This is a genomic window from Neobacillus sp. NRS-1170 (genome assembly GCF_050468025.1).
The window spans coordinates 83,426-103,985 of the sequence record NZ_JBITPF010000006.1 but is presented as its reverse complement, the minus strand read 5'-3'; the positions used below and the strand labels follow the sequence as shown (position 1 = coordinate 103,985).

Genomic DNA, 20,560 nt, shown 5'->3' with positions numbered 1-20,560 from the left:
TTGCAGTTTCAAATTATTGCTGGTATTGCACACGGTGGAGATTGGCAAAAATTCCTCCCTGCTCAATCAGTTCATCATGACGGCCCTCTTCTGCTATGCCGTCCTCGGTCACGACGATGATTCTGTCGGCATTTCGGATCGTTGCCAGCCTATGGGCAATGATTAATGTCGTTCGATTTTGCGCGAGTTCTGTCAAGGCTTCTTGAATTACCAATTCCGTTTCTGTATCAAGTGCAGAAGTTGCTTCATCCAATATTAAAATTGGCGGGTTTTTCAGGAACATCCTAGCAATGGCAATTCGTTGTTTTTGACCACCGGAAAGCTTTAAACCTCTTTCCCCAATTTGTGTTTCGTATCCATCTGGAAGGGAAGCAATAAATTTTTCAAGATGGGCGCGGCGGGCCGCTTCTACGATTTCCTTATCGGTTGCCTCATGTTTTCCATACGCAATATTTTCCCTGAGTGTTCCTGTAAAAAGAAATACATCTTGTTGAACAATGCCAATTTGTGACCGCAATGATTTTTTTGTCATATTCCGAATATCAAGTCCATCGATGAAAATAGCGCCGCTGTTAACATCATAAAATCTGGGAATCAGCGAGCAAATTGTTGTTTTCCCTGCGCCAGATGGACCGACAAAGGCAACAGTCTCGCCAGCAAATATATTTAGATTTATTTTTTCTAGCACGGGTTTTTGCATGTCATAGCGAAATGAAACCTCATTAAAGGTAATTTTGCCATTAAGTGCAGAAACTCTAACGGCGCCTTCTGTATCTTTTACATCCGGCTCATCATCGATTAACTCGATAAACCGTTTAAATCCAGCCATTCCTTTTGGGTACAGTTCCATTATTGCGCTAATTTTATCAATTGGATTAAAAAGGACATTAACATAGAGTACAAATCCTACCAGTTCCCCGTAGGAAAGCTGTCCTGAAAAGCTTAACCACGCACCGTAAACTAAAACGATAATCGTAATTAGTCTTGTCATCATGTAAATGCCTGATAAACTGAAGGACATAACTCGGTATCCCCCAAGCTTAGCAGCGCGGTATCGTTGATTATTTTTTCTAAATCTAGCAATCTCAAATTCTTCATTTGTAAACGATTGAACGACACGGCTTCCAGAAACACTATCCTCGACGCGGGCATTAACATCAGCGATGCTTGAATACATTTGCCCCCACGCCTTGTTCATTTTCAAATTACAAACAATCACAAGTAAGATTAATAATGGAAGAACTAAAATAGAAACGAGGGCCAGCTTAACGTTTATGGTAAGCATAATCCAGAATGCCCCGATGAACGTCATAACCGCAATAAAGACATCTTCAGGCCCGTGATGGGCAAGTTCTCCGAGATCAAATAAGTCATTTGTTATCCGGCTCATTAAATGCCCGGTTTTGGTATTGTCAAAAAAGCGAAACGACTGCTTCTGTACATGCTCAAACAGTTCTTGCCTCATATCCGTTTCAATATTAATCCCAAGCTTATGCCCCCAATAATTGACGACAAATTGCAGAAATGTACTTAATAAGTAAAGCAGGAATAATCCAATACTAACCGAAACAATGGACGGCCAATCTCCTCCAGGCAGCAGTACGTCAATAAACCACTTGACTGCGAGCGGAAATGCTAATTCTAATACTGCAACCACCACTGCACTGCTAAAATCTAAAATAAATAGCCTTTTGTGGGGTAAATAATAAGAAAAGAAGCGCCGAATCATACCATTCTCCTTTGTTCAAAAGTAGCAATAATAGGATTATATGTAAAAATTATGAACAATTTCAATATTTTTGAAAATAAGACTAAAGCGTTTTTTGGGGGAATTTTTTTAGGTGAGCATTTTTTTAGGCGGGCTGAATTTAAGGCCTCTTAAGGACAAAATTGGTCTTGTTTTCATCCAAAATGTCCTTAATTAAGACCTCATTAATGGCAAAAATCGGTTTAGCACCAAGCAATTTTTTTAATGATGATGGTGATGGCTGCCTTTTGATGGATTGGTAATGACCCATTCCTCTTTTGGCACTTGGAAGTATTGAATCCATACGCCATCCAAGTACTCATCGTTTTTATCGAGTATAAAATCAATATCCTTATCGGTTCTAACAACTTCATCCTTTTCAGTTGGCGTATCAAGCATTAAATCATAGTGCGCATGATCTCCATGAATACTGGTGACGTATACGCGGAACATTTTTCCTTCTGCTTCTTCCACATCCATCATTTTTTTCAATGCTTTGGCTGCAATTCGATTAATTTTGACTTTCATCGTACCTGTCTCCTCTTTCTATGTAGTATTAACATTATCTCATTATTATTCTAAAATAGACAATTTTAAGCCATTTTTCAACAATGATTAAAGCTGTGGAATTATATTTCCAAACTATTCCATGATTAGCATTTTAAATCCTTAACAAATTTGTCACAACTTTTTTTAAAAACCTATATTATCATCATAGACATCTTGGTAATATTGTGAAAGAGGAAACTTAATCCGAAAATTAATCTAAAATAATAATTAGTTTAATTGGATTTTTTGCTTGAATTTTTTTAAAAACGGAGTTATCCTATTGAAGTTTGTGAATGAATTCACGTAAGGATTGTGAAAAAATGAACAATTTGCCTGAGAGGAGCTTTACAATGTTTAAAAAGGGCTATTTAATCCCCCTGTTGGCTTTCCTGCCTGTCTTATTATTAAGTGGCTGCAACAAAATGGTGGTATTCGACCCAAAAGGTCCTGCTGCCAGAGACATTCTTGGTTTGATAAACTGGTCACTCGTTTTAATGCTGATTGTGGTTGTCGTTGTTTTCGGATTATTCGGGTACATTGTTTGGAAGTACCGTGCTACACCAAAGAATAAAGACTACGTGCCACCTGAAGAGCACGGCAGTACAAAATTAGAGATCATTTGGACTGCCATCCCGATTTTGATTGTTATTGCTTTAACAATCCCTACTGTAAATACCATTTATAAACTAGAAAAAGTGCCTGCAGGCTATGAAGATAAAAAGCCAATTACCATCAATGTCACTTCAGCTGATTGGAAATGGATCTTCAGCTATCCTGAGCAAGGCATTGAAACTGTGAACTATGTTAACATTCCCGCTGGGACACCGGTTAAGTTTAAATTAACCTCTGCTGGAACTATGCAATCCTTTTGGGTTCCTGCACTTGGCGGTCAAAAATATACGATGAACAAAATGGAAACAGAGCTTTATTTGACTGCTGATAATCCTGGTGAATTTTTAGGAAGAAATACGAACTTTAACGGGAAGGGATATGCCGATATGGAATTTACTGTTGAAGCAAAATCCTCTAAAGACTTTGAAAAATGGGTTAAAGAAGTAAAAACAAACGCTCCTAAGCTTACAGAGAAAAAATACAATGAGCTTTTAAAACCAACTCACTTAGGACGTGAAACATTTACTGGCACCCACTTAGCATGGGTCGACCATGGGAAAATGAATTCGAAAACTTATACAAATCCTGAGTTATACAAGGTTCACGGAGTTCAAGGTAAGATTTTTAAAGATGAAGAAAACAACACGGAAATGAATGACTCTAACGGAGGTGAACACAATGGGAATTAATTGGCATGACTTTTTCATTGTAGGAAACCCATTAATCCTAGGTTCACAGATTGCTATAGTTTTAACTATGGTTGGTATAGTTGCTGGTATAACCTATTTAAAAAAATGGAAATGGCTGTGGCGCGAATGGCTGACAACTGTTGACCATAAGCGAATTGGGATCATGTACATCCTTTCAGGTGTATTGATGTTCTTCCGCGGTGGTGTTGATGGTCTGTTAATGAAGGCACAAACCTCCCGCCCTGAAATGAAATTTTTAGATGCACAACATTATAATGAAATCTTTACGACTCATGGCGTTATCATGATTTTGTTCGCAGCAATGCCATTGTTAATTGGTTTAATGAACGTGGTCGTTCCGCTGCAAATTGGGGCTCGTGACGTTGCCTTCCCGCAATTGAATGCCTTAAGTTTTTGGCTGTTCTTCAGCGGTGCGATGCTATTTAATATTTCGTTCGTTGTCGGCGGATCTCCAGATGCTGGCTGGACGGCATACTTCCCTCTTGCCGGTAAAGAGTTTACGCCTGGGATTGGTAATAACTATTATGCGGTTGCCCTGCAGATTGCTGGGATCGGGACATTGATGACAGGTATTAACTTTATTGTTACCATTTTAAAGATGAGAACTAAAGGCATGACATTAATGAGAATGCCAATGTTCACTTGGACATCATTTATTGCTTCGGTCATTATTGTCGCATCATTCCCTATCTTTACCGTTGCTCTTGCGTTGATGACCTTTGACCGTATTTTCGGTACCCATTTCTTTACGATCTCAGGCGGGGGAATGGATATGATGTGGGCGAACCTGTTCTGGCTATGGGGTCACCCAGAAGTATATATCGTTGTACTCCCTGCTTTCGGGATGTTCTCAGAAGTTATCTCAACCTTCTCACGTAAAAGGTTGTTTGGATATAATTCAATGGTATTTTCAATCGTCGGTATTGCATTTTTAAGTATGCTAGTTTGGGTTCACCATTTCTTTACGATGGGTGCCGGACCTGCAGTAAACTCAGTCTTCTCCATTACGACGATGATGATTGCCATTCCAACTGGTGTTAAAATGTTTAACTGGCTGTTTACGATGCGGAAAGGCCGAATTGAATTAACAACTGCGATGCTTTGGGCACTTGCATTCATCCCATGCTTTGTCATCGGTGGTGTTACCGGGGTTATGCTGGCAATGGGTGCAGCCGATTATCAGTACCATAATACCCTTTTCCTTGTGGCCCATTTCCACTATGTATTAATACCGGGTGTAGTATTTGCCGTATTTGCCGGTCTTTATTACTGGTGGCCTAAGATGTTTGGACACATGTTAAATGAAAAAATTGGTAAAATTCATTTCTGGTTCTTTACAATTGGATTTAACTTAACGTTTATGCCAATGTTCTTCCTAGGATTAGATGGGGCTGTTAGACGTTCTTACACCTATTCTGCTGAATCTGGTTATGCTCCGTTATTCCTATTATCAACGATTGGTGCCGTTATTCTAGCGATTGGCTTTGGTGCCCTTTGCTATAACATTTACTGGAGCGCAAGATATGCAGACCGTAATATCTCAAACGATCCATGGGATGCACGTACACTTGAGTGGGCTACCGCTTCTCCAGTTCAATTCTATAATTTTGCTAAACTTCCAGAAGTAAAATCAATCGATGCCTTCTGGTATATGAAGAAGCACAATGAAGGTTTAACCTTAAAAGATGAAGAAGTAGAAGAAATCCATATGCCAAGCAATTCAGGTCTGCCATTTTATATGGGTGTTGTCTTTGGAATCACCGGATTCTTCCTGGTTTTCGAATGGAAGATTGCAGCTCTTGTAGCAACAGTCGGAATCCTTGCTGGGTTGATTATCCGGTCATTCGATTATAATGATGGATTCCACGTTCATAAAGATGAAATCAAGAAAACTGAAAAGGCATGGAGAAGTGTGAATAAAGGGGTGAACAACCATGTCAGCTAACATCAATACTGCTTTGCCGCTTGAATATCAAACAGAACAAAACAGAATGAATATTTTGGGATTCTGGATTTTTCTTGGTGCCGAAATCATCCTATTCGGAACATTATTCGCTGTCTTTTCTGTTCTAAATGCCCGCTATGCTGGCGGGCCTACCCCTAAGGACCTTTTTGAAATTAAGGTTGTCATGGTAGAAACCATCCTTCTGTTAACGAGCAGTTTCACTTGCGGTCTCGCAATCTATGAAATGCGCCGCGGTAGCCGTAATGGATTGTTACTTTGGTTCATCATCACTCTTTTACTTGGGGCTGGGTTTGTTTTCATGGAAATAACAGAATTCATTCATTATGTCCATGAAGGCGCAACAATGCAAACTAGTGCGTTCTTATCAAGCTTCTTTGTATTACTAGGAACACACGGGCTTCACGTTTCCATGGGGATTGGCTGGGCCACTATGGTCATCATTCAGATTTTCCGAAGAGGTTTAACGCCAGTTACTGCAAGAAAGACATTTATCATCGGGTTATACTGGCACTTCTTGGACGTTGTGTGGATCTTTATCTTTACATTTGTTTATTTAGCAAGGATGGTGGCGTAAGATGGAGAAAAATCATAAAGGATTTCCAGTCACACATGTAATCGGATTTATTATGTCACTGGTGCTTACCTTTGCAGCACTAGGAGTTGCCATCAAAACCTCCCTTCCCTTTAAAACTATACTTTGGATTATTGGATCGCTTGCCGTCATTCAAGCAGGTCTTCAGTTATACATGTTCATGCATATGAACGAAGGCGAAGATGGAAAATCACAGGTAATCAACGTAGCTTACGGCTTCTTCATCGCAGTCATCACAGTTGCAGGTTCGATTTGGGTTATGTCTTTCGGGATGTAATAAGAAAAAACGTAAAAATAAAGGGTATCAGGCACCATTGAAATATTCACAATGGTGCCTGACACCCTTTTGTTATTTTGGATTTCGTTTTCGTTTTGTCCTTACAAGCTGGTAGCTGATAAAAGCGACATATAAAGGAATCGCCACATATATGAAGTATGGAAACCGGTACTGTTCTTTTTTAAACACGAAATAAATGGCATATCCTAAGAAAAGCGTGATGATGATCCCGTATTTTGGCAGCGGGATATCCTTTAGACTCGGTATTTTAATCGTACTAACCATTAAATAACATAAGACAAAAAACGAAATAGGCAGGATAATTTCAGGCATCTTCCATTGAAACGTTGTTAACAATGTCAACAGACCGCCTGCCGCGGTTATCGGGACACCTGTGAAATATTTAAGTGACGATTTCACCGCATTAATATTAAACCTTGCCAATCGATAAGCTCCGAATAACGGGAAAAGACCGGAAATCGCCATGCCTGGTATCCCAAAATAAGAAAAATAGGAATAATATGCCATCATCGCAGGTGCCACACCAAAGGTGACAATGTCCGCCAATGAATCAAGCTCTTTCCCCAGTTCACTTTCGACCCTCAGCATTCGCGCAATCCGACCATCCATACTATCCAGCATCATCCCTATTAAGATAAGGATGGCCGCATTTTTATAATCACCTTGTGCCGAATACATCACCGACAAGAAACCGCAAAATAAATTTAACAGTGTAAATAAGTTAGGTATACTATTTCTAATAATATGTATCACTCCAATTTTTAACCGCGAAGCTTTCAGTTCTCAACCTCATATCTCGCTTTTATATTTCTTATTATACCGTTTTTCCTTGTAAAATTGGAAAAACCATATTAATACTGCCAGCCAAAATCCACTGGCAAAATAACCGCCGATAACATCACTTGGATAATGTACCCCTAAATAAATGCGGCTAATACCAATTGAAAGGATCATCACAATACTAAAGACAATCAAAATACTTCTTCCCCATTTATTCGGAATATGCCGCCAAAGTAAAAAGGTGATGATCCCATAAACCGTAAAAGCATTCATTGCATGTCCGCTTGGAAAACTGTATCCCTCGATCTCAATCAAACGGTGCAAATCCGGTCTGACACGCTGAAAAATATTCTTTAAAATCCCATTAATACAAGCAGAACCAAGGATGGCTGTAATAAATAAAATAAGTTCAATTCTATGATGGAGTACTTTATAAAGGAAAAACATAAGCAACAGACTAAGAATGATAACAAAGTTTGCTGAACCAATATACGTAAACGTCTTCATAACGCTTGTTATTCCAGGGGATTCTTGTCCTTGAATCATCTGAATTACCAAACGATCAAACCTGATTATTTTCTGGTCGCTGATTAATAAGGAGATTAAACTAAAGCCTATGATACATACAACGCTAACAATAAAAGCCATTATCAAATAGGCTCTTAAAATCATGAAAAAATTCCCTCCACCCTAGTTTATTTTCACCTTAACAGAAAAAGAAGAAAATGTAAAAAAGCAATCCCCCTCATAGAGGAATTGCTTTCACTCATTTAAGAAACCTTTGGTTCTTTTTTCACCGGATTTGATTCCTTGTCTTTCGAGAAAAACCAGCCTGCTGCCGCAATACCAGCTAATACAATATAAAAGCTTATTTTCCAGGCAGTTGAATGGGCAAATTCCTCATTTAAAATAGCAAGCTCGGGATGTGAAAGAGTATATACAGCAAGCTTAACGCCTACCCAGCCGACAATAGTAAAAGCAGCAATTTCAAGACCTGGCCTTTTTTCCAATAGCTTCACAAACTGATTTGCGGCGAAGCGCATAATGATTAATCCGATAATCCCGCCAGCAAAAATGACCAGGAATTTTCCTCCATCAAGTCCGCCAATTGCTGGAAGCGGTGTATCTGGAAGGACAACTGCCATCGCTACCGCTGCAAGAATCGAATCAACGGCGAAGGCAATATCCGCTAATTCCACCATAAAGACCGTTCTCCAAAAGCCCCCGCCTTTACGAACCTTACCATCCTTTTCATTCTCTTTCTTTTTTACAACCTTGCGGAAAATATGATTACCAGCCATGAACAATAAATAAAGTGCACCGATTGCTTGAACCTGCCATACATCGACTAAGAAAGAAATCGCAAATAATGAAGCAAAACGGAACACAAACGCCCCTGCTAATCCGTAAAATAATGCTTTCTTCCTCTTCTCTTCTGGCAAGTGCTTTACCATTATCGCCAAAACCAAGGCATTGTCGGCAGCTAAGAGTCCCTCTAATGCAACCAAAATCAATAATACCCATCCATACTCAAGTAAAATCGTTAAATCCATGAAAATTCCTCCCTTAAAGTTAGATTTTTTCAAAATACTCCTTATGCCATAAAAATAGGCCTTTACTGTATACAGTAAAGGCCATGTAAAAAAGCATACAAAAAGACCTTTACAGTAAAGTAAAGGTCTTGCTAACAACGTAAATGTTGCCAATAAAGCCGGAGAATAAAATTCTCGGAATGACGACTTTATTGTAGCAGCTACTCCCCTTTAAAAAGGAAATATTTAATTACTATTAATATACGATATTTTATTCAAGATGTCAATTTTAATAAAGTCTATTCTTGTAACCTTCTATAAGGCTTGCTTCGATTTCATCGACCGAAACCCCTTCAATGTTTGCGTGCTCAGCTAAGATTTTTGCAGCCCTTGGAAGGAGGGCTTTATCCTTCCATATTTCCGGCTTCCAAAGCCCCGAGCGTAAAATTGCTTTCGCACAATGAATAAAACATTCTTCAACTTCAACCCCTATCCCCAGAAGAGGTCTTTTCCCATTCACCGCCATTTTTTCCAACAAATCATTATCCTTCACTAAACATGCCTTTCCATTTATCCTCAGTGTTTCACCTAATCCTGGGATAAAAAATTGAAGGCCAACACGCGGGTTTTCGAGAATATTCTTCATCGAGTCCACTCGCTTATTGCCGGGTCGTTCAGGGATCAGAAGCTGTTTTTCATTTAAAACCATGACGAAGCCAGAGTGATCCCCTCTTGGGGAAACGTCACAATTTCCTTTTTTATCAGCGGTTGACATGACTAGAAAAGGAGACAAAGAAATAAAATTTTGACAATGTTCGTCAATATAATGGATAACCTTTTTTTTCGCTCTTTCACTCGGCGTGCCAATCCAACTTCGAAGCTCTTCATAAGTTGATATAACGTCTTTAAAAACAAGTGTCCGTGGTATCATAAATTAAAATCCATATACCTCAGCATATTTTTTCTCAAGATACTCGACAAGATATTCTGCGTTTAATTCCTCACCCGTCACCTTAACGATTAATTCATTTGGCGTGTAAAGCTTGCCGTACTGATGGATATTTTCTTTTAACCATCCTTGAATCACGTCAAATCTGCCATTTTCTATATGGTTATAAAAATCAGGCAGGTCATTTTGAATTGTGCGAAGAATTTGTGCAGCATAAAGGTTTCCTAAAGAATAGGAAGGGAAATAACCGATACCGCCAAAGGACCAATGGACATCCTGCAGCACGCCTAATGTATCCGTACTTGGAGTAATCCCAAGGTAATCCTGCATTTTTTTGTTCCAAATTACAGGCAGGTCTTTTGCCTCAATCTCTCCAGCAATCAACGCTTTTTCAATTTCATAGCGCAGCATAATATGAAGATTATAGGTTAATTCGTCTGCTTCCACACGAATAAATGATGGCTCAACCGAATTCACAGCTCGGTAAAATTCATCAAGGGAAACATTCTTCAGCTGGGCTGGAAAATACTCCTGCAGTTTAGGGTAAAAGAATTTCCAAAATTCCTTGCTGCGGCCGACCATATTTTCTAAAAATCTTGATTGCGATTCATGAATTCCAAACGATGCCCCGCTTTGAAGGATGGATTCTTCAAATTCAGGATTAATATGCTGCTCGTAGATTCCGTGGCCGGCTTCATGAATGGTACCGAACAGGGCTGAGCGAACATTTTTTTCTAAATAGCGAGTCGTTAATCGGACATCCCCTGTATTAACAGTTTGGGCAAATGGATGAACAGTTTCGTCTAACCGGCCGGCATCAAGATCAAACCCAATGATCGGCAGAATAAAGCGATTAAACTCTTTCTGTTTTTCAATTTCATATGACTGTTGAAAAACTTCAGCCATTGTCCGTTTTCCATTCTCTCGAATACGCTCTAAGAGTTTAACACTTGATTCTCTTAACTTAGCAAACAATGGATCTAGTCTTTTTACTGTTAAACCAGGTTCAAACTCGTCTAATAAAGCATCGTAAGGATGCTCCTCATAGCCGTATATTTCAGCAAACTTGCGCTTATAGGCTACTATTTTTTCCAAATAAGGCAGGAACTGTGCAAAATCATTGTTCGCTCTTGCTTCTTCCCAGGCATCATTCGCCTGAGCCGTTAGGATGCTATATTCCTGAAAAAGATCGGCAGGAATGCTCTTTGATTTTTGATAATATGCTTTGTATTCACGGACCTTTGCTTTCGTATAGTCGTCTAAATCCTTTACATTTTCTGGTTTAGATAAGGTTTCCAGCAGTTCCCCCATTTCACCTGATACCATTAGCTTAAACACTTCAGTTCTAAGAGTACCGGTTGCTTTGGCGAAAATAGCTCTGCCTTTTTTCGGCGCCATGACCTTTTGGTCCCAATCAGTCAACCCTATGATACTTGAAAAATGGGTGATTTTTTCATCTAGTGCTGTAAATTGTTCCAATGCCTTCTGTAAAACTGGATCAATTACTTTCTGTTCCATATGTAGTAGACCCCCTATTTTCTTTTTTTAATGGTTGGTCGATGAACATTACCAATCCAAATTCATTATAAATTAAAAATTCCAATAAGGGAAAAAATTAGAAAATATTTTGGTTGACAAAAAATTCAGTTTAAAAAAATTCTGTCGACACCTGCATTATTACCCCCCTAATTATTAGAGAAACAGGAAATACTTTACATAAAATCGATGAGAAACGTAAAATAATAATATCGTGGGATGTTTACTGGCTTGTAAAGGATGTGCAAACCTTTGGAAAAGCAAAAAAAGAAAAAATCTCATTTTCCCTTTCGGTTAAATTTTTTGTTTTTTAGTGTATTTCTGCTATTTTCTATCCTTATTTTACGACTTGGCTTTGTACAGATTGTCTATGGGGAAAATTTTAAAAGAGATTTAGAAAGAAAAGAGGATATAACGGTTAGTAATCCGGTTCCAAGAGGAAAAATGTATGACCGTGATTTTAAAGTTATTGTTGATAACATTCCAAAAAACGCCATCACCTTCACCAATGAAGGGTTCAGTCAAAATGAAATGGTTGAAACAGCTGAAGAACTAGCCAAACTCATTGATAAGAAAACAGATAAGGTGACAGACCGCGATCAACGGGATTTTTGGATTTTGAAGCATCCAAAGCGCGCTGATGACAAGATTACCAAAAAAGAAAAAGAATTATATGAAGCCAAAATACTAACCGATAGTGATCTATATAAGTTAAAGCGGGATCGGATAACTCCTCTGGAATTGAAGGAAATCAATCAGGATCTGGAAGTACTTGCACTTTATCGGGAATTTAATAGCGGGTATAAATACACACCGCAAATTATAAAAAATGAAAACGTAACAGAGCAGGAAATTGCTGCCGTGAGTGAAAATCTTCAATCACTTCCAGGTGTTGACACCACAACAGATTGGGATCGGACCTACTTGTTCGAAAACACATTAAGATCCGTGCTTGGAAAGGTAACAAAGTCAGATGAAGGCCTGCCCGCCGACAGATTGGATTATTATTTAGCAAAGGGTTACAGCCGAAATGACCGGATAGGTAAAAGCCAATTGGAAATGCAATACGAGGATATTCTTCATGGCTACAAGTCCAAGGTCAAAAATATTACCGATAAAACAGGAAATGTGATTGAAACCCAAATAATCACGAATGGCAAAAAGGGAAATGACCTTGTCCTTACCATTGATATGGACCTACAAATGGCGGTTGATAAAATTATTGAAGAAGAACTTTGGGCGGCAAAGCAATTTCCTGGAACCAGTCTGACCGACCGGGCTTATGTGGTGTTAATGGATCCTAGAAACGGTGAAGTCTTGGCCATGTCAGGTAAAAAGATTGAAAGAAATCAAGAAACTGGTAAAGTAGAAATGGAGGATGATGCTCTGGGGACATTCACGACCACTTATAATGTAGGATCTGCAGTGAAGGGCGCCACCGTCTTAACAGGGTATAAAACAGGGGCCATTTCTCCTGGTACCATATTTGACGATGCCGGTCTGAAAATTCAAGCCACTCCCTTGAAAAAATCATATGCCTACCTTGGGAAATTGAACGAAATCAATGCCTTAAAGAAATCCTCCAACGTTTATATGTTCCGTACAGCCATCAGAATTGGTAACGGACATTATGAATATGATAAACCTTTGAAAATTGATAATACCGCTTTTGATACCATCAGAAATTCATTTGCTTCTTTCGGTCTCGGTACAAGAACAGGAATTGATTTACCGAACGAGCAAACGGGTGTAAAAGGACAAAGCAAACTACCTGGTTATTTACTCGACCTCGTGATTGGCCAATATGATACATACTCTGCGATGCAATTAGCCCAGTATGTTTCGACGATTGCCAATGGCGGCTACCGGATGCAGCCACATGTGGTAAAGCAAATTCGTGAACCGGTCGAAGGGTCCAATGAGCCTGGAGCAGTTGTAAAAGATATCCAACCTCTAGTACTTAATACGATTGATGCGAAAAAGATGTGGATGTACCGCGTACAAACAGGTTTTAGAAAGGTCATGCAGGAGCCTGGAGGTACAGCCTATAAATTTTTCAGCGGTGTTACCTATGCTCCTGCAGGTAAAACCGGGACTGCAGAAGCTTTCTATGACGGACCGCTTCGAAGCCGTTTTGGGAAAGAGCCGCCTCCTGTCATGAACCTTAGTTTAGTCAGTTATGCACCGAGTGTAAATCCAGAAGTGGCCATGGCCGTATTGGTCCCATGGGCTTACGCAGGTAAAGAGGATAACAAAGCAAACCTAAAGATCGGCCGCCGGGTATTGGATATGTATTTTCAAATGAAAAAGAAATAGGATGCCGTGGGGCACCCTATTTCTTTTTTAACACCGATTTAACAGCCCGCTCAATTTCAGCATAACCAGTACAGCGGCAAATATTCGATTCAAGCCACTCCTTGATCGTTTCGTCATCTGCATCTGGTTGCTGCTCAATTAACGAATGACAATTCATAATAAAACCAGGTGTACAGTAGCCGCATTGGAAAGCGAAGTTTTCAATAAACGCTTGTTGAATTGGAGTATTTTGCAATCCTTCGATTGTTGTCACCTTTTTCCCAATTGCTTCCACGGCCAGCATTAAACAAGATTTCATGGGCCAGCCATCGATGTTCACCGAACAGGCTCCGCAATCACCATTTAAACATCCAGGCTTCGCACCTGTCAGGCCAAGTTTCGCGCGCAAAGTGTATAAAAGAGTATCAGCTGACCTGACGGTAATCATTCGATTTTCTCCGTTAATGTTTAACGTGATTGTATGAAATTTCAAGCTTCACCACCATCCTTCAACGTAACTATCAAACTCTCACATCATCCAACGCCCCAAGCACATCAAACAATAAATTTCGCAAAACAAATAATCGGTATTCTGCTGACCCTTCAACATCATCTAAAAGTGGATCCGGCATAACTTCCAGGGCCCCTTCCACTCGGTCTTCAATCGAGAGTCCTTTATTATTTATAGCGGCCTCTACTTCCTTGGAGCGAAAAGGGAATGGACATAAACCACTGATTGCAACACGCACTAAATCGTGAGTTTTCAATGCGGCTATGGTTATCAGCGGATACCCCATATCCCATTGCTGACGGCGTTTGATACTGATAAACGGCGCCCTGACAAACCTGCTCTCCGTTGCTATTTGAACCAAAAACTCCCCTTTTCTCAATCTGAGTTGGCCGAGAAATATCTCATTAATGGGAATGACTTGTTTTCCTTCAGATCCAACAATTAATACTTGACTATCGGCAAGCAAAAAGGGCAAAACAGCCTCCCTGTAGAAAATCTGCGCACAAATATTTCCACCCAAGGTAATTTTTCCACGTGCTGTATGGTCGGCTACTTGACTTGCTGTCTTTGTTAATAACGGAAAAAGATTGGCTTTTTCAATTTGAGTTAAGGTAAGAGTGCTGCCGAGAAGTACATGATCCCCACTTACCTGCATCACCTTACTTTCCGAAATATCCTTTATGTCAATAACCGCATCCGTATAGGCTAAATCGATTCTCCCAAGCGTAATTAATTCCGTTCCTCCTGAAAAAAACATCGGCTTTTTACCCTGTTGATCTAAATATTGATACAAATCAACTGCTTCTTTCAAAGTTTCCGGCTTATAATATTCAAAATCAAACGGAAGCATTACGTTGACGCCTCCTTTGTTTTCCAAATCAACTCAGGGATCAAGGGCAGATTTTGAAGTGAAACATTTGCTGCAATCGACAAGGCATTCCCGATTGCCCCTGGCATTCCCATAAGTCCTAATTCCCCTATTCCACGAGCACCATAAGGGGAATCAAGCTGTGGGGACTCTACAAATCCCACCAAGTATTCAGGATTTTCACCATATCTTAGCGGCCGGTATGTTCGAAGCTGCGGGTTTAAGACCCGGCCGAGTTCATCAAAATAAAATGTTTCACGACAAGCGAAGGCGATACCCATACTCATCGCACCCATTACCTGCCCTAAAGCCGCTTTTTCATTCAAGACCTTTCCTGCATCTACGACACTACAGGCTTTAATGATACGGTACGTCAAATTGCGCCGATCAAATTCAATTTCCACTGCATATGCTGCAACTGACCATTCAGGCCCAGGCTTCCCTTCACCCGTTTCAGGATCTAAAGCTGTTAAATGCCTTAAGATATAATTTCCTCTTCCAATGATTTGACCGCCAATTGCGTTTCCATTCGGATACTTGTAGCCATAACCGATTTCTTTAAAATGGAGCCCTATGGTTGGATCATCTCTTAAAAATACCCTGCTATTGGCCACCTCCAGGTCTTCCTTTGGTGCCCTTAAAACACATGAAGCTACATCTTTCAGCTGTTTGATGACATCCTCTGCAGCTTTTAAGACAGCCCTTCCTGCCATAAACGTACCTCTGCTTGCAACTGTCTTAAAATGCTCAGGCATTGTTTGAGTATCGACTTCCATTCGTACATGTATATTGTCAATATTCATTTTCAATCGTTCCGCCAGAATTTGGGCTAAGACTGTTTTTGTTCCAGTGCCAATTTCAACCAGGCCTGACATCAAATTAATACTTCCGTCGGGATTAAAGGTTAGAATGGCTCCAGATGGAGCATTCGTGTCAATCGTTGAGGTCTTCCAGCTGCAGCTGACCCCTTTAACTCTTACAAATCTTTCATCTAATTTTTGCACTGCTCCTTTATCCCAGTGGAATATTTCCCTGACTTTTTCAATACATTTTTGCAGATTCCCAACGTTACTTTCATTTAATCTAACCCTGGTCGGCGTGGTGTCGCCTGGTTTAATCGCATTAATATACCTAATTTCAAGCGGATCCATATTTAATTTTTGCGCAAGCAGATCAATTGTTCTTTCTATTACAAAGGTAAGTTCGGAGTGGCTAAAGCCCCTATAGGGTGATGCATATGGATGATTCGTATACATACAGTAGGAATCGCACCAAACATTTTCAATTTTATAAGGACCTGTACAATCCACCGCTCCTGACCTTGTTACATCGATGGCTTTATCCGAATAGGCCCCTCCATCCCATAAATACTGAATATCAGCAGCTTTAATTTTCCCAGTTCTGTCTGCCCCTAATTTAACAGTGGCATCTAAACCAATGTGACAAGGTGAGGTGATAATATCTTCTTCTCTTGTGTTAAAAATCTTAACCGGATTTCCCCCGACTTCTTTGGAAGCAACATAAGCCAGCAGTTCAAGCTGAACAGGAGCTTTCCCTCCATAACCACCCCCGACAAATGGTGTGTGAACAATAATTTTCCCGATATCCTCCCCGAAATAATCGGAGATTAACCTTTTGACCATATACGGTGCTTGAGAAGAAGTCATAATGATGATATTTCCATCCGGAAGAATTTCCGCTGTCGCACACCTAGTTTCCATGGCCGAATGGTCGGAAGGGGCAAAGGAAAAGCTTGCTTCCACCATTGTTTCACTTTCCGACCAGCCCTGATCCATATTCCCCTTGCGGATTTTTATATGGTTGGCAATGTTGGTACCTGGCACAGGATCGGAATCTTCTTCTTTCTTGTATTCACCTAATTGCTCATGGACAAGTGGTGCATCTTTTTGAAACGCTTGTGTAGGTGAATTGACAACCGGCAGTAATTCATATTGGACTTTTATTAAATCGCCTGCTGTTTTGGCTTGTTCAGGAGAATCGGCGACGACAAGTGCAACAACTTCCCCGTGGTACCGAACCTTATCAACCGCAATAACAGGCCGATCACGAATCGCTTCCCCTGTTAATGGATAGTGATTCCCAGCGAGAATTGCACGCACACCCGGAACTTTCCAGGCCTCCTCAGTGTCAATATCGACAATTTTAGCATGGCCAAAAGGGCTGATAACCTTATGCCCCGTAAGCATTGAAACTGAATGATAGTCATTTGTATACTTCGCCCTGCCCGTCACTTTATCAAGTGCCTCTTTGCGAATGACACTTTTTCCTATAACCTCCAATCTCCAGCCCTCCCTTTTAATGGCCAAATCTCTAATAATGCTTGATAGTCATCAAACGTATCAATATCAAAAAAATAAATGCCACCATTTAGTTCCACTTGCTTTCCTTTCAATGCTTGCGCCCCGCGAATTAAGGAACGTGCTCCCTGGTCCCCTTCCAATTCCATTAAAGATGGAAAAAGTTTTCTTCCAAGGAGAACAGGCGGTTTAGAAATTCCATTTTGCGAATAACTTAAATGAGAATACTCATTAGAAGCAGAAAATTCATCCACTAAACGATTAATCATCGCACTTGTCACAAATGGCTGGTCGGCAAGGAGTATCACCACTCCGTCCGCTCCTAATTCCTCTGCAGCCTTTACCCCTGACTTTAATGAAACACTTTGCCCCTGGTCAGCTTCCTCACAAACTAGAATACTTATATCTTTTCTATTTGAAAAAGGAGCTAACCACTTAAGTGAATCTCCTATTCTTGTGACAATTATGGTGTGCTCCAGCTTTGATGCCACTGCAGCCCGTAAGGCCAAGCTTCCCAACCATTGTTCATCGATGGGTAAATTCAGTTTATTCCTGCCCATTCTAGTGCTTTTGCCGGCCGCCAAATATATTCCAACTAATCTGGAACTGTCCATAATAACTCCACTTTTTTGCGAACCGGCTTTCTTAACACTTCAATCATTTCGGATACAATACTGACTGCGATTTCAACAGAACCCTTTGCACCAATTGCGAGGCCAATGGGAGAATGGAGCAGTTTGGGAATCTCCTCATTTCTAAGCAGCCGTTTCGTTCTTTCTTTTGGTCCCAACACACCTAAGTAACTAACATTCTCATTAAGTATGGACAGAAGGATCTCTTGATCTCTCTGAAAATGATGCGTCATAATAATCACAAAATCATAGGATGTAAACGAAATTTCTTTCAGCAGCTCACTGGGAAATCCCAGTAAAAGACGGTCAGCACCAGGGAAATATTTTTTTTGACAGAATTCGTTGCGCCAGTCACAAATAGTAACAGAAAAACCAGTTTCCGCTGCCAAGGAAACCAATGGTCTAGCATCAGGGCCTGCCCCGAATACAATCAATCGAGGCTTTGGCTGATAGGTTTGTTGATAAATAGGCAGTCCCTCGATAACTCCAGATTTCTCCCCGATATCAACATTTGGAATAACGCCTGACCATTGACCAAATGGCGGCCCTTCCTTTGTAAGAAAAACATACTCTCCCACATTATCTAAATTTTTCAATACCATAACTGGATGATTGTTTTCTAATTGTTTCCTTACCAATATCAAATCCTTTTGAAGCTGCTCGCTTATGGGCTCAAGCAAAATATCAATTGTCCCATTACAGCCTGCCCCTTGCCCCCAGCCTAAATCATTATCGTCGCTCATGTCATACTGAAGAGTATAGGCCCTTTGCTTATCGAACACCTCCTGTACCCTGAAAGCTAGATCTGTTTCCAAACAACCCGCACTTAATAGGCCGAGTTGACTGCCATCTTCAAAAAAAAGCATGGACGCTCCTTCTTTTTTATAAGCAGAGCCATTTACACGAATGATGGTCGCAAGCACCTTTTTCCTAGAACATTCTATTGCATCCAAAATCAGGAATATATCTTCCATCCAAACTCCCTCACTTCAGACAAGTAAATTCCTATTTTATTTATATTAAGAAGGAAGCTATTCCTAGAATGGTTAATTTTTCATTCGAATCAATCATAGATATTAGTAACATCAAGAATAAGGGGAGTCATTCATGAAATTAACGAAATTTACAGATCCCTTACCAATTCCCCCTGTTTTAAAACCAAAGTGGAAATCTAAGGATTACACGTATTATGAAGTGTGCATGAGGGAAGCCAAACAATCATTGCATCGTGATTTGCCAAAAACAACGATTTGGGGATATGAGGGAATTTACCCAGGTCCTACGATTGAGGTCAAAAAAGGAGAAAAAGTATTTGTCAAATGGGCGAACGATCTTCCAGCCAAGCATCTTTTTCCAATTGATCACACCGTTCATGGAGCGGAAAAAGAAAAACCAGATGTACGAACTGTCGTCCATCTTCATGGAGGCAGGACAGAACCAGCGAGTGATGGCTATCCCGATGCTTGGTTTACCAAAGACTATAAAATAAAAGGACCCTTTTTTCAAAATCAAATATATCAGTACTTTAATCAGCAAAGCGCCCGTGCCCTTTGGTATCATGACCATGCAATCGGGGTTACCCGATTAAATATCTATGCCGGACTGGCTGGATTTTACCTTATAAGGGATGATAAGGAACGTTCTCTGAACCTTCCTAGTGGACCCTATGAAATACCCTTGCTGCTCCAGGATCGATCGTTCCATGTGGATGGCTCGTTATTATATCCGGAACAGCCTGAGAAAAATGATTCTGGAATCTTTCCCTCGATAATATCGTCCTTTTTTGGAGATTCAATCCTTGTTAATGGCAAAGTATGGCCTTATTTAGAAGTTGAACCGAGAAAATATCGCTTTCGGTTGTTAAATGGAGCAAATTCCCGTTTTTTTGGACTATCCTTGGATTCAAGGCAATTGTTTTACCAAATCGGCACGGATAGCGGATTTTTGGAGCGGCCGATTGGAGTTAAAAGGCTATTGCTTGCGCCAGCGGAAAGAGTCGATGTAATCGTAGACTTTACAAACCTCGAAGGTAAGATGGTTACGTTGAAAAATGATGCACCTACTCATTTTCCCATTGGGGACCCTGTAGACCCAGAAACAACTGGAGTAGTTATGCAGTTTCGAGTAAATAAAACCTTGTCCACGATTGATACCGCTGTGATTCCACCCCATTTAGATCCAATTGGCAGGCTCGCGGAGCAGAACGCATGGAAAAATCGATTTTTAGAATTAAGTGAGGAAAAGGATCAATATGGAAGACCGCTTTTGCTGCTTGATAAGAAGAAATGGGATGATCCGGTTACCGAAAATCCCATCGTCGGTTCAACTGAAGTCTGGAATTTCGTTAATACTAATGGCGATGACCATCCAATACACGTCCATCTCGTTCAATTTCAAATAATCGACCGCCGCCCGTTTGATGTGGAATATTTTAAAACGACCAAACAAATTAAATACACAGGCCCGACAGTCTCCGCAGATCTTTCGGAACTAGGTTGGAAAGACACGGTAAGATGTCCTCCTGGTCAAATTACAAGAATCATCATTCCATTTTTCCCCTTTATAGGACAATATGTCTGGCATTGCCACATGCTCGAGCATGAGGATTACGAAATGATGCGGCCATACATTGTACGGCCGCGGTATTAGCCTATATTTCGGGGCA

Annotated in this window: 18 protein-coding genes; 6 read left to right on the top strand and 12 right to left on the bottom strand. The window is 40.3% G+C overall.

All coding sequences use genetic code 11. The features are described 5' to 3' along the window. Window positions 1-13: 13 nt before the first annotated feature. Both ACIFOT_RS01905 and ACIFOT_RS01900 read right to left on the bottom strand, forming a co-directional pair. Window positions 14-1,729, bottom strand: a complete 1,716-nt coding sequence (locus tag ACIFOT_RS01905; protein WP_430061126.1) for an ABC transporter ATP-binding protein — start codon at window positions 1,727-1,729, stop codon at window positions 14-16. A gap of 240 nt (window positions 1,730-1,969) precedes the next feature. Continuing rightward, a complete protein-coding gene (locus ACIFOT_RS01900) occupies window positions 1,970-2,275 on the bottom strand; it encodes an iron-sulfur cluster assembly accessory protein (RefSeq protein ID WP_430061124.1) in 306 nt (101 codons plus the stop codon). A gap of 371 nt (window positions 2,276-2,646) precedes the next feature. On the opposite strand from ACIFOT_RS01900, the gene qoxA reads away from it, so the two are divergent. Genes qoxA through qoxD form a run of 4 tightly spaced genes read left to right on the top strand, consistent with a single transcriptional unit; the run spans window position 2,647 to window position 6,453 of the window. Further along, the gene (qoxA, locus tag ACIFOT_RS01895; protein WP_430061122.1) at window positions 2,647-3,597 is read left to right on the top strand and encodes a cytochrome aa3 quinol oxidase subunit II; all 951 of its coding nucleotides are present in this window, start codon (window positions 2,647-2,649) and stop codon (window positions 3,595-3,597) included. Further along, entirely contained in the window at window positions 3,587-5,563 is a 1,977-nt protein-coding gene (gene qoxB / locus ACIFOT_RS01890; protein ID WP_430061120.1) for a cytochrome aa3 quinol oxidase subunit I, read from the top strand. The genes qoxA and qoxB overlap by 11 nt, the downstream gene beginning before the upstream one ends. Next, complete coding sequence (gene qoxC / locus ACIFOT_RS01885; protein WP_430061118.1) at window positions 5,553-6,158, top strand: cytochrome aa3 quinol oxidase subunit III; 606 nt, start codon at window positions 5,553-5,555, stop codon at window positions 6,156-6,158. Before qoxB ends, qoxC begins: the two co-directional genes overlap by 11 nt. A 1-nt stretch (window position 6,159) precedes the next feature. Continuing rightward, window positions 6,160-6,453, top strand: a complete 294-nt coding sequence (gene qoxD, locus ACIFOT_RS01880) for a cytochrome aa3 quinol oxidase subunit IV (protein WP_430061116.1) — start codon at window positions 6,160-6,162, stop codon at window positions 6,451-6,453. A gap of 72 nt (window positions 6,454-6,525) precedes the next feature. Here the strand turns inward: qoxD and pssA are convergent, their stop codons facing one another. The 5 genes from pssA to ACIFOT_RS01855 all read right to left on the bottom strand — a co-directional run bounded on the left by pssA (window position 6,526) and on the right by ACIFOT_RS01855 (window position 11,253). Next, on the bottom strand, window positions 6,526-7,227 hold the full coding sequence (gene pssA, locus ACIFOT_RS01875; protein ID WP_335716008.1) for a CDP-diacylglycerol--serine O-phosphatidyltransferase: 702 nt from the start codon (window positions 7,225-7,227) through the stop codon (window positions 6,526-6,528). 36 nt (window positions 7,228-7,263) lie between these two features. Continuing rightward, window positions 7,264-7,926: a phosphatase PAP2 family protein gene (locus tag ACIFOT_RS01870; RefSeq protein WP_430061114.1), complete on the bottom strand. Its 663-nt coding sequence runs from the start codon at window positions 7,924-7,926 to the stop codon at window positions 7,264-7,266. Window positions 7,927-8,024: 98 nt separating this feature from the next. Then, window positions 8,025-8,807, bottom strand: a complete 783-nt coding sequence (locus ACIFOT_RS01865) for a TerC family protein (RefSeq protein ID WP_430061112.1) — start codon at window positions 8,805-8,807, stop codon at window positions 8,025-8,027. 268 nt (window positions 8,808-9,075) lie between these two features. Next, complete coding sequence (locus tag ACIFOT_RS01860) at window positions 9,076-9,717, bottom strand: pyridoxamine 5'-phosphate oxidase family protein (protein WP_430061111.1); 642 nt, start codon at window positions 9,715-9,717, stop codon at window positions 9,076-9,078. Window positions 9,718-9,720: 3 nt separating this feature from the next. After that, entirely contained in the window at window positions 9,721-11,253 is a 1,533-nt protein-coding gene (locus ACIFOT_RS01855) for a carboxypeptidase M32 (protein ID WP_430061110.1), read from the bottom strand. A 270-nt stretch (window positions 11,254-11,523) separates the two neighbouring features. On the opposite strand from ACIFOT_RS01855, the gene ACIFOT_RS01850 reads away from it, so the two are divergent. Further along, entirely contained in the window at window positions 11,524-13,587 is a 2,064-nt protein-coding gene (locus ACIFOT_RS01850; RefSeq protein WP_430061108.1) for a peptidoglycan D,D-transpeptidase FtsI family protein, read from the top strand. Between the two features lie 16 nt (window positions 13,588-13,603). On the opposite strand, the gene ACIFOT_RS01845 is transcribed toward ACIFOT_RS01850, so the two are convergent. From ACIFOT_RS01845 to ACIFOT_RS01825, 5 genes are read right to left on the bottom strand one after another with little or no spacing between them, the layout of a single operon-like run. Continuing rightward, window positions 13,604-14,059, bottom strand: coding sequence for a (2Fe-2S)-binding protein (locus ACIFOT_RS01845; protein ID WP_335716002.1), 456 nt, complete (start codon window positions 14,057-14,059; stop codon window positions 13,604-13,606). Window positions 14,060-14,087: 28 nt separating this feature from the next. After that, complete coding sequence (locus ACIFOT_RS01840; protein ID WP_430061106.1) at window positions 14,088-14,927, bottom strand: FAD binding domain-containing protein; 840 nt, start codon at window positions 14,925-14,927, stop codon at window positions 14,088-14,090. Continuing rightward, window positions 14,927-17,245, bottom strand: coding sequence for a xanthine dehydrogenase family protein molybdopterin-binding subunit (locus tag ACIFOT_RS01835; RefSeq protein ID WP_430061104.1), 2,319 nt, complete (start codon window positions 17,243-17,245; stop codon window positions 14,927-14,929). The genes ACIFOT_RS01840 and ACIFOT_RS01835 overlap by 1 nt, the downstream gene beginning before the upstream one ends. Next, complete coding sequence (locus tag ACIFOT_RS01830) at window positions 17,233-17,877, bottom strand: nucleotidyltransferase family protein (RefSeq protein ID WP_430061102.1); 645 nt, start codon at window positions 17,875-17,877, stop codon at window positions 17,233-17,235. The genes ACIFOT_RS01835 and ACIFOT_RS01830 overlap by 13 nt, the downstream gene beginning before the upstream one ends. Further along, window positions 17,859-18,869: an XdhC family protein gene (locus tag ACIFOT_RS01825; protein ID WP_430061101.1), complete on the bottom strand. Its 1,011-nt coding sequence runs from the start codon at window positions 18,867-18,869 to the stop codon at window positions 17,859-17,861. The genes ACIFOT_RS01830 and ACIFOT_RS01825 overlap by 19 nt, the downstream gene beginning before the upstream one ends. 133 nt (window positions 18,870-19,002) lie before the next feature. On the opposite strand from ACIFOT_RS01825, the gene ACIFOT_RS01820 reads away from it, so the two are divergent. Further along, window positions 19,003-20,544 carry a multicopper oxidase family protein gene (locus ACIFOT_RS01820; protein WP_430061099.1) on the top strand — a complete coding sequence of 514 codons (1,542 nt, stop codon included), beginning with the start codon at window positions 19,003-19,005 and terminating at the stop codon, window positions 20,542-20,544. Window positions 20,545-20,560: the final 16 nt, after the last annotated feature.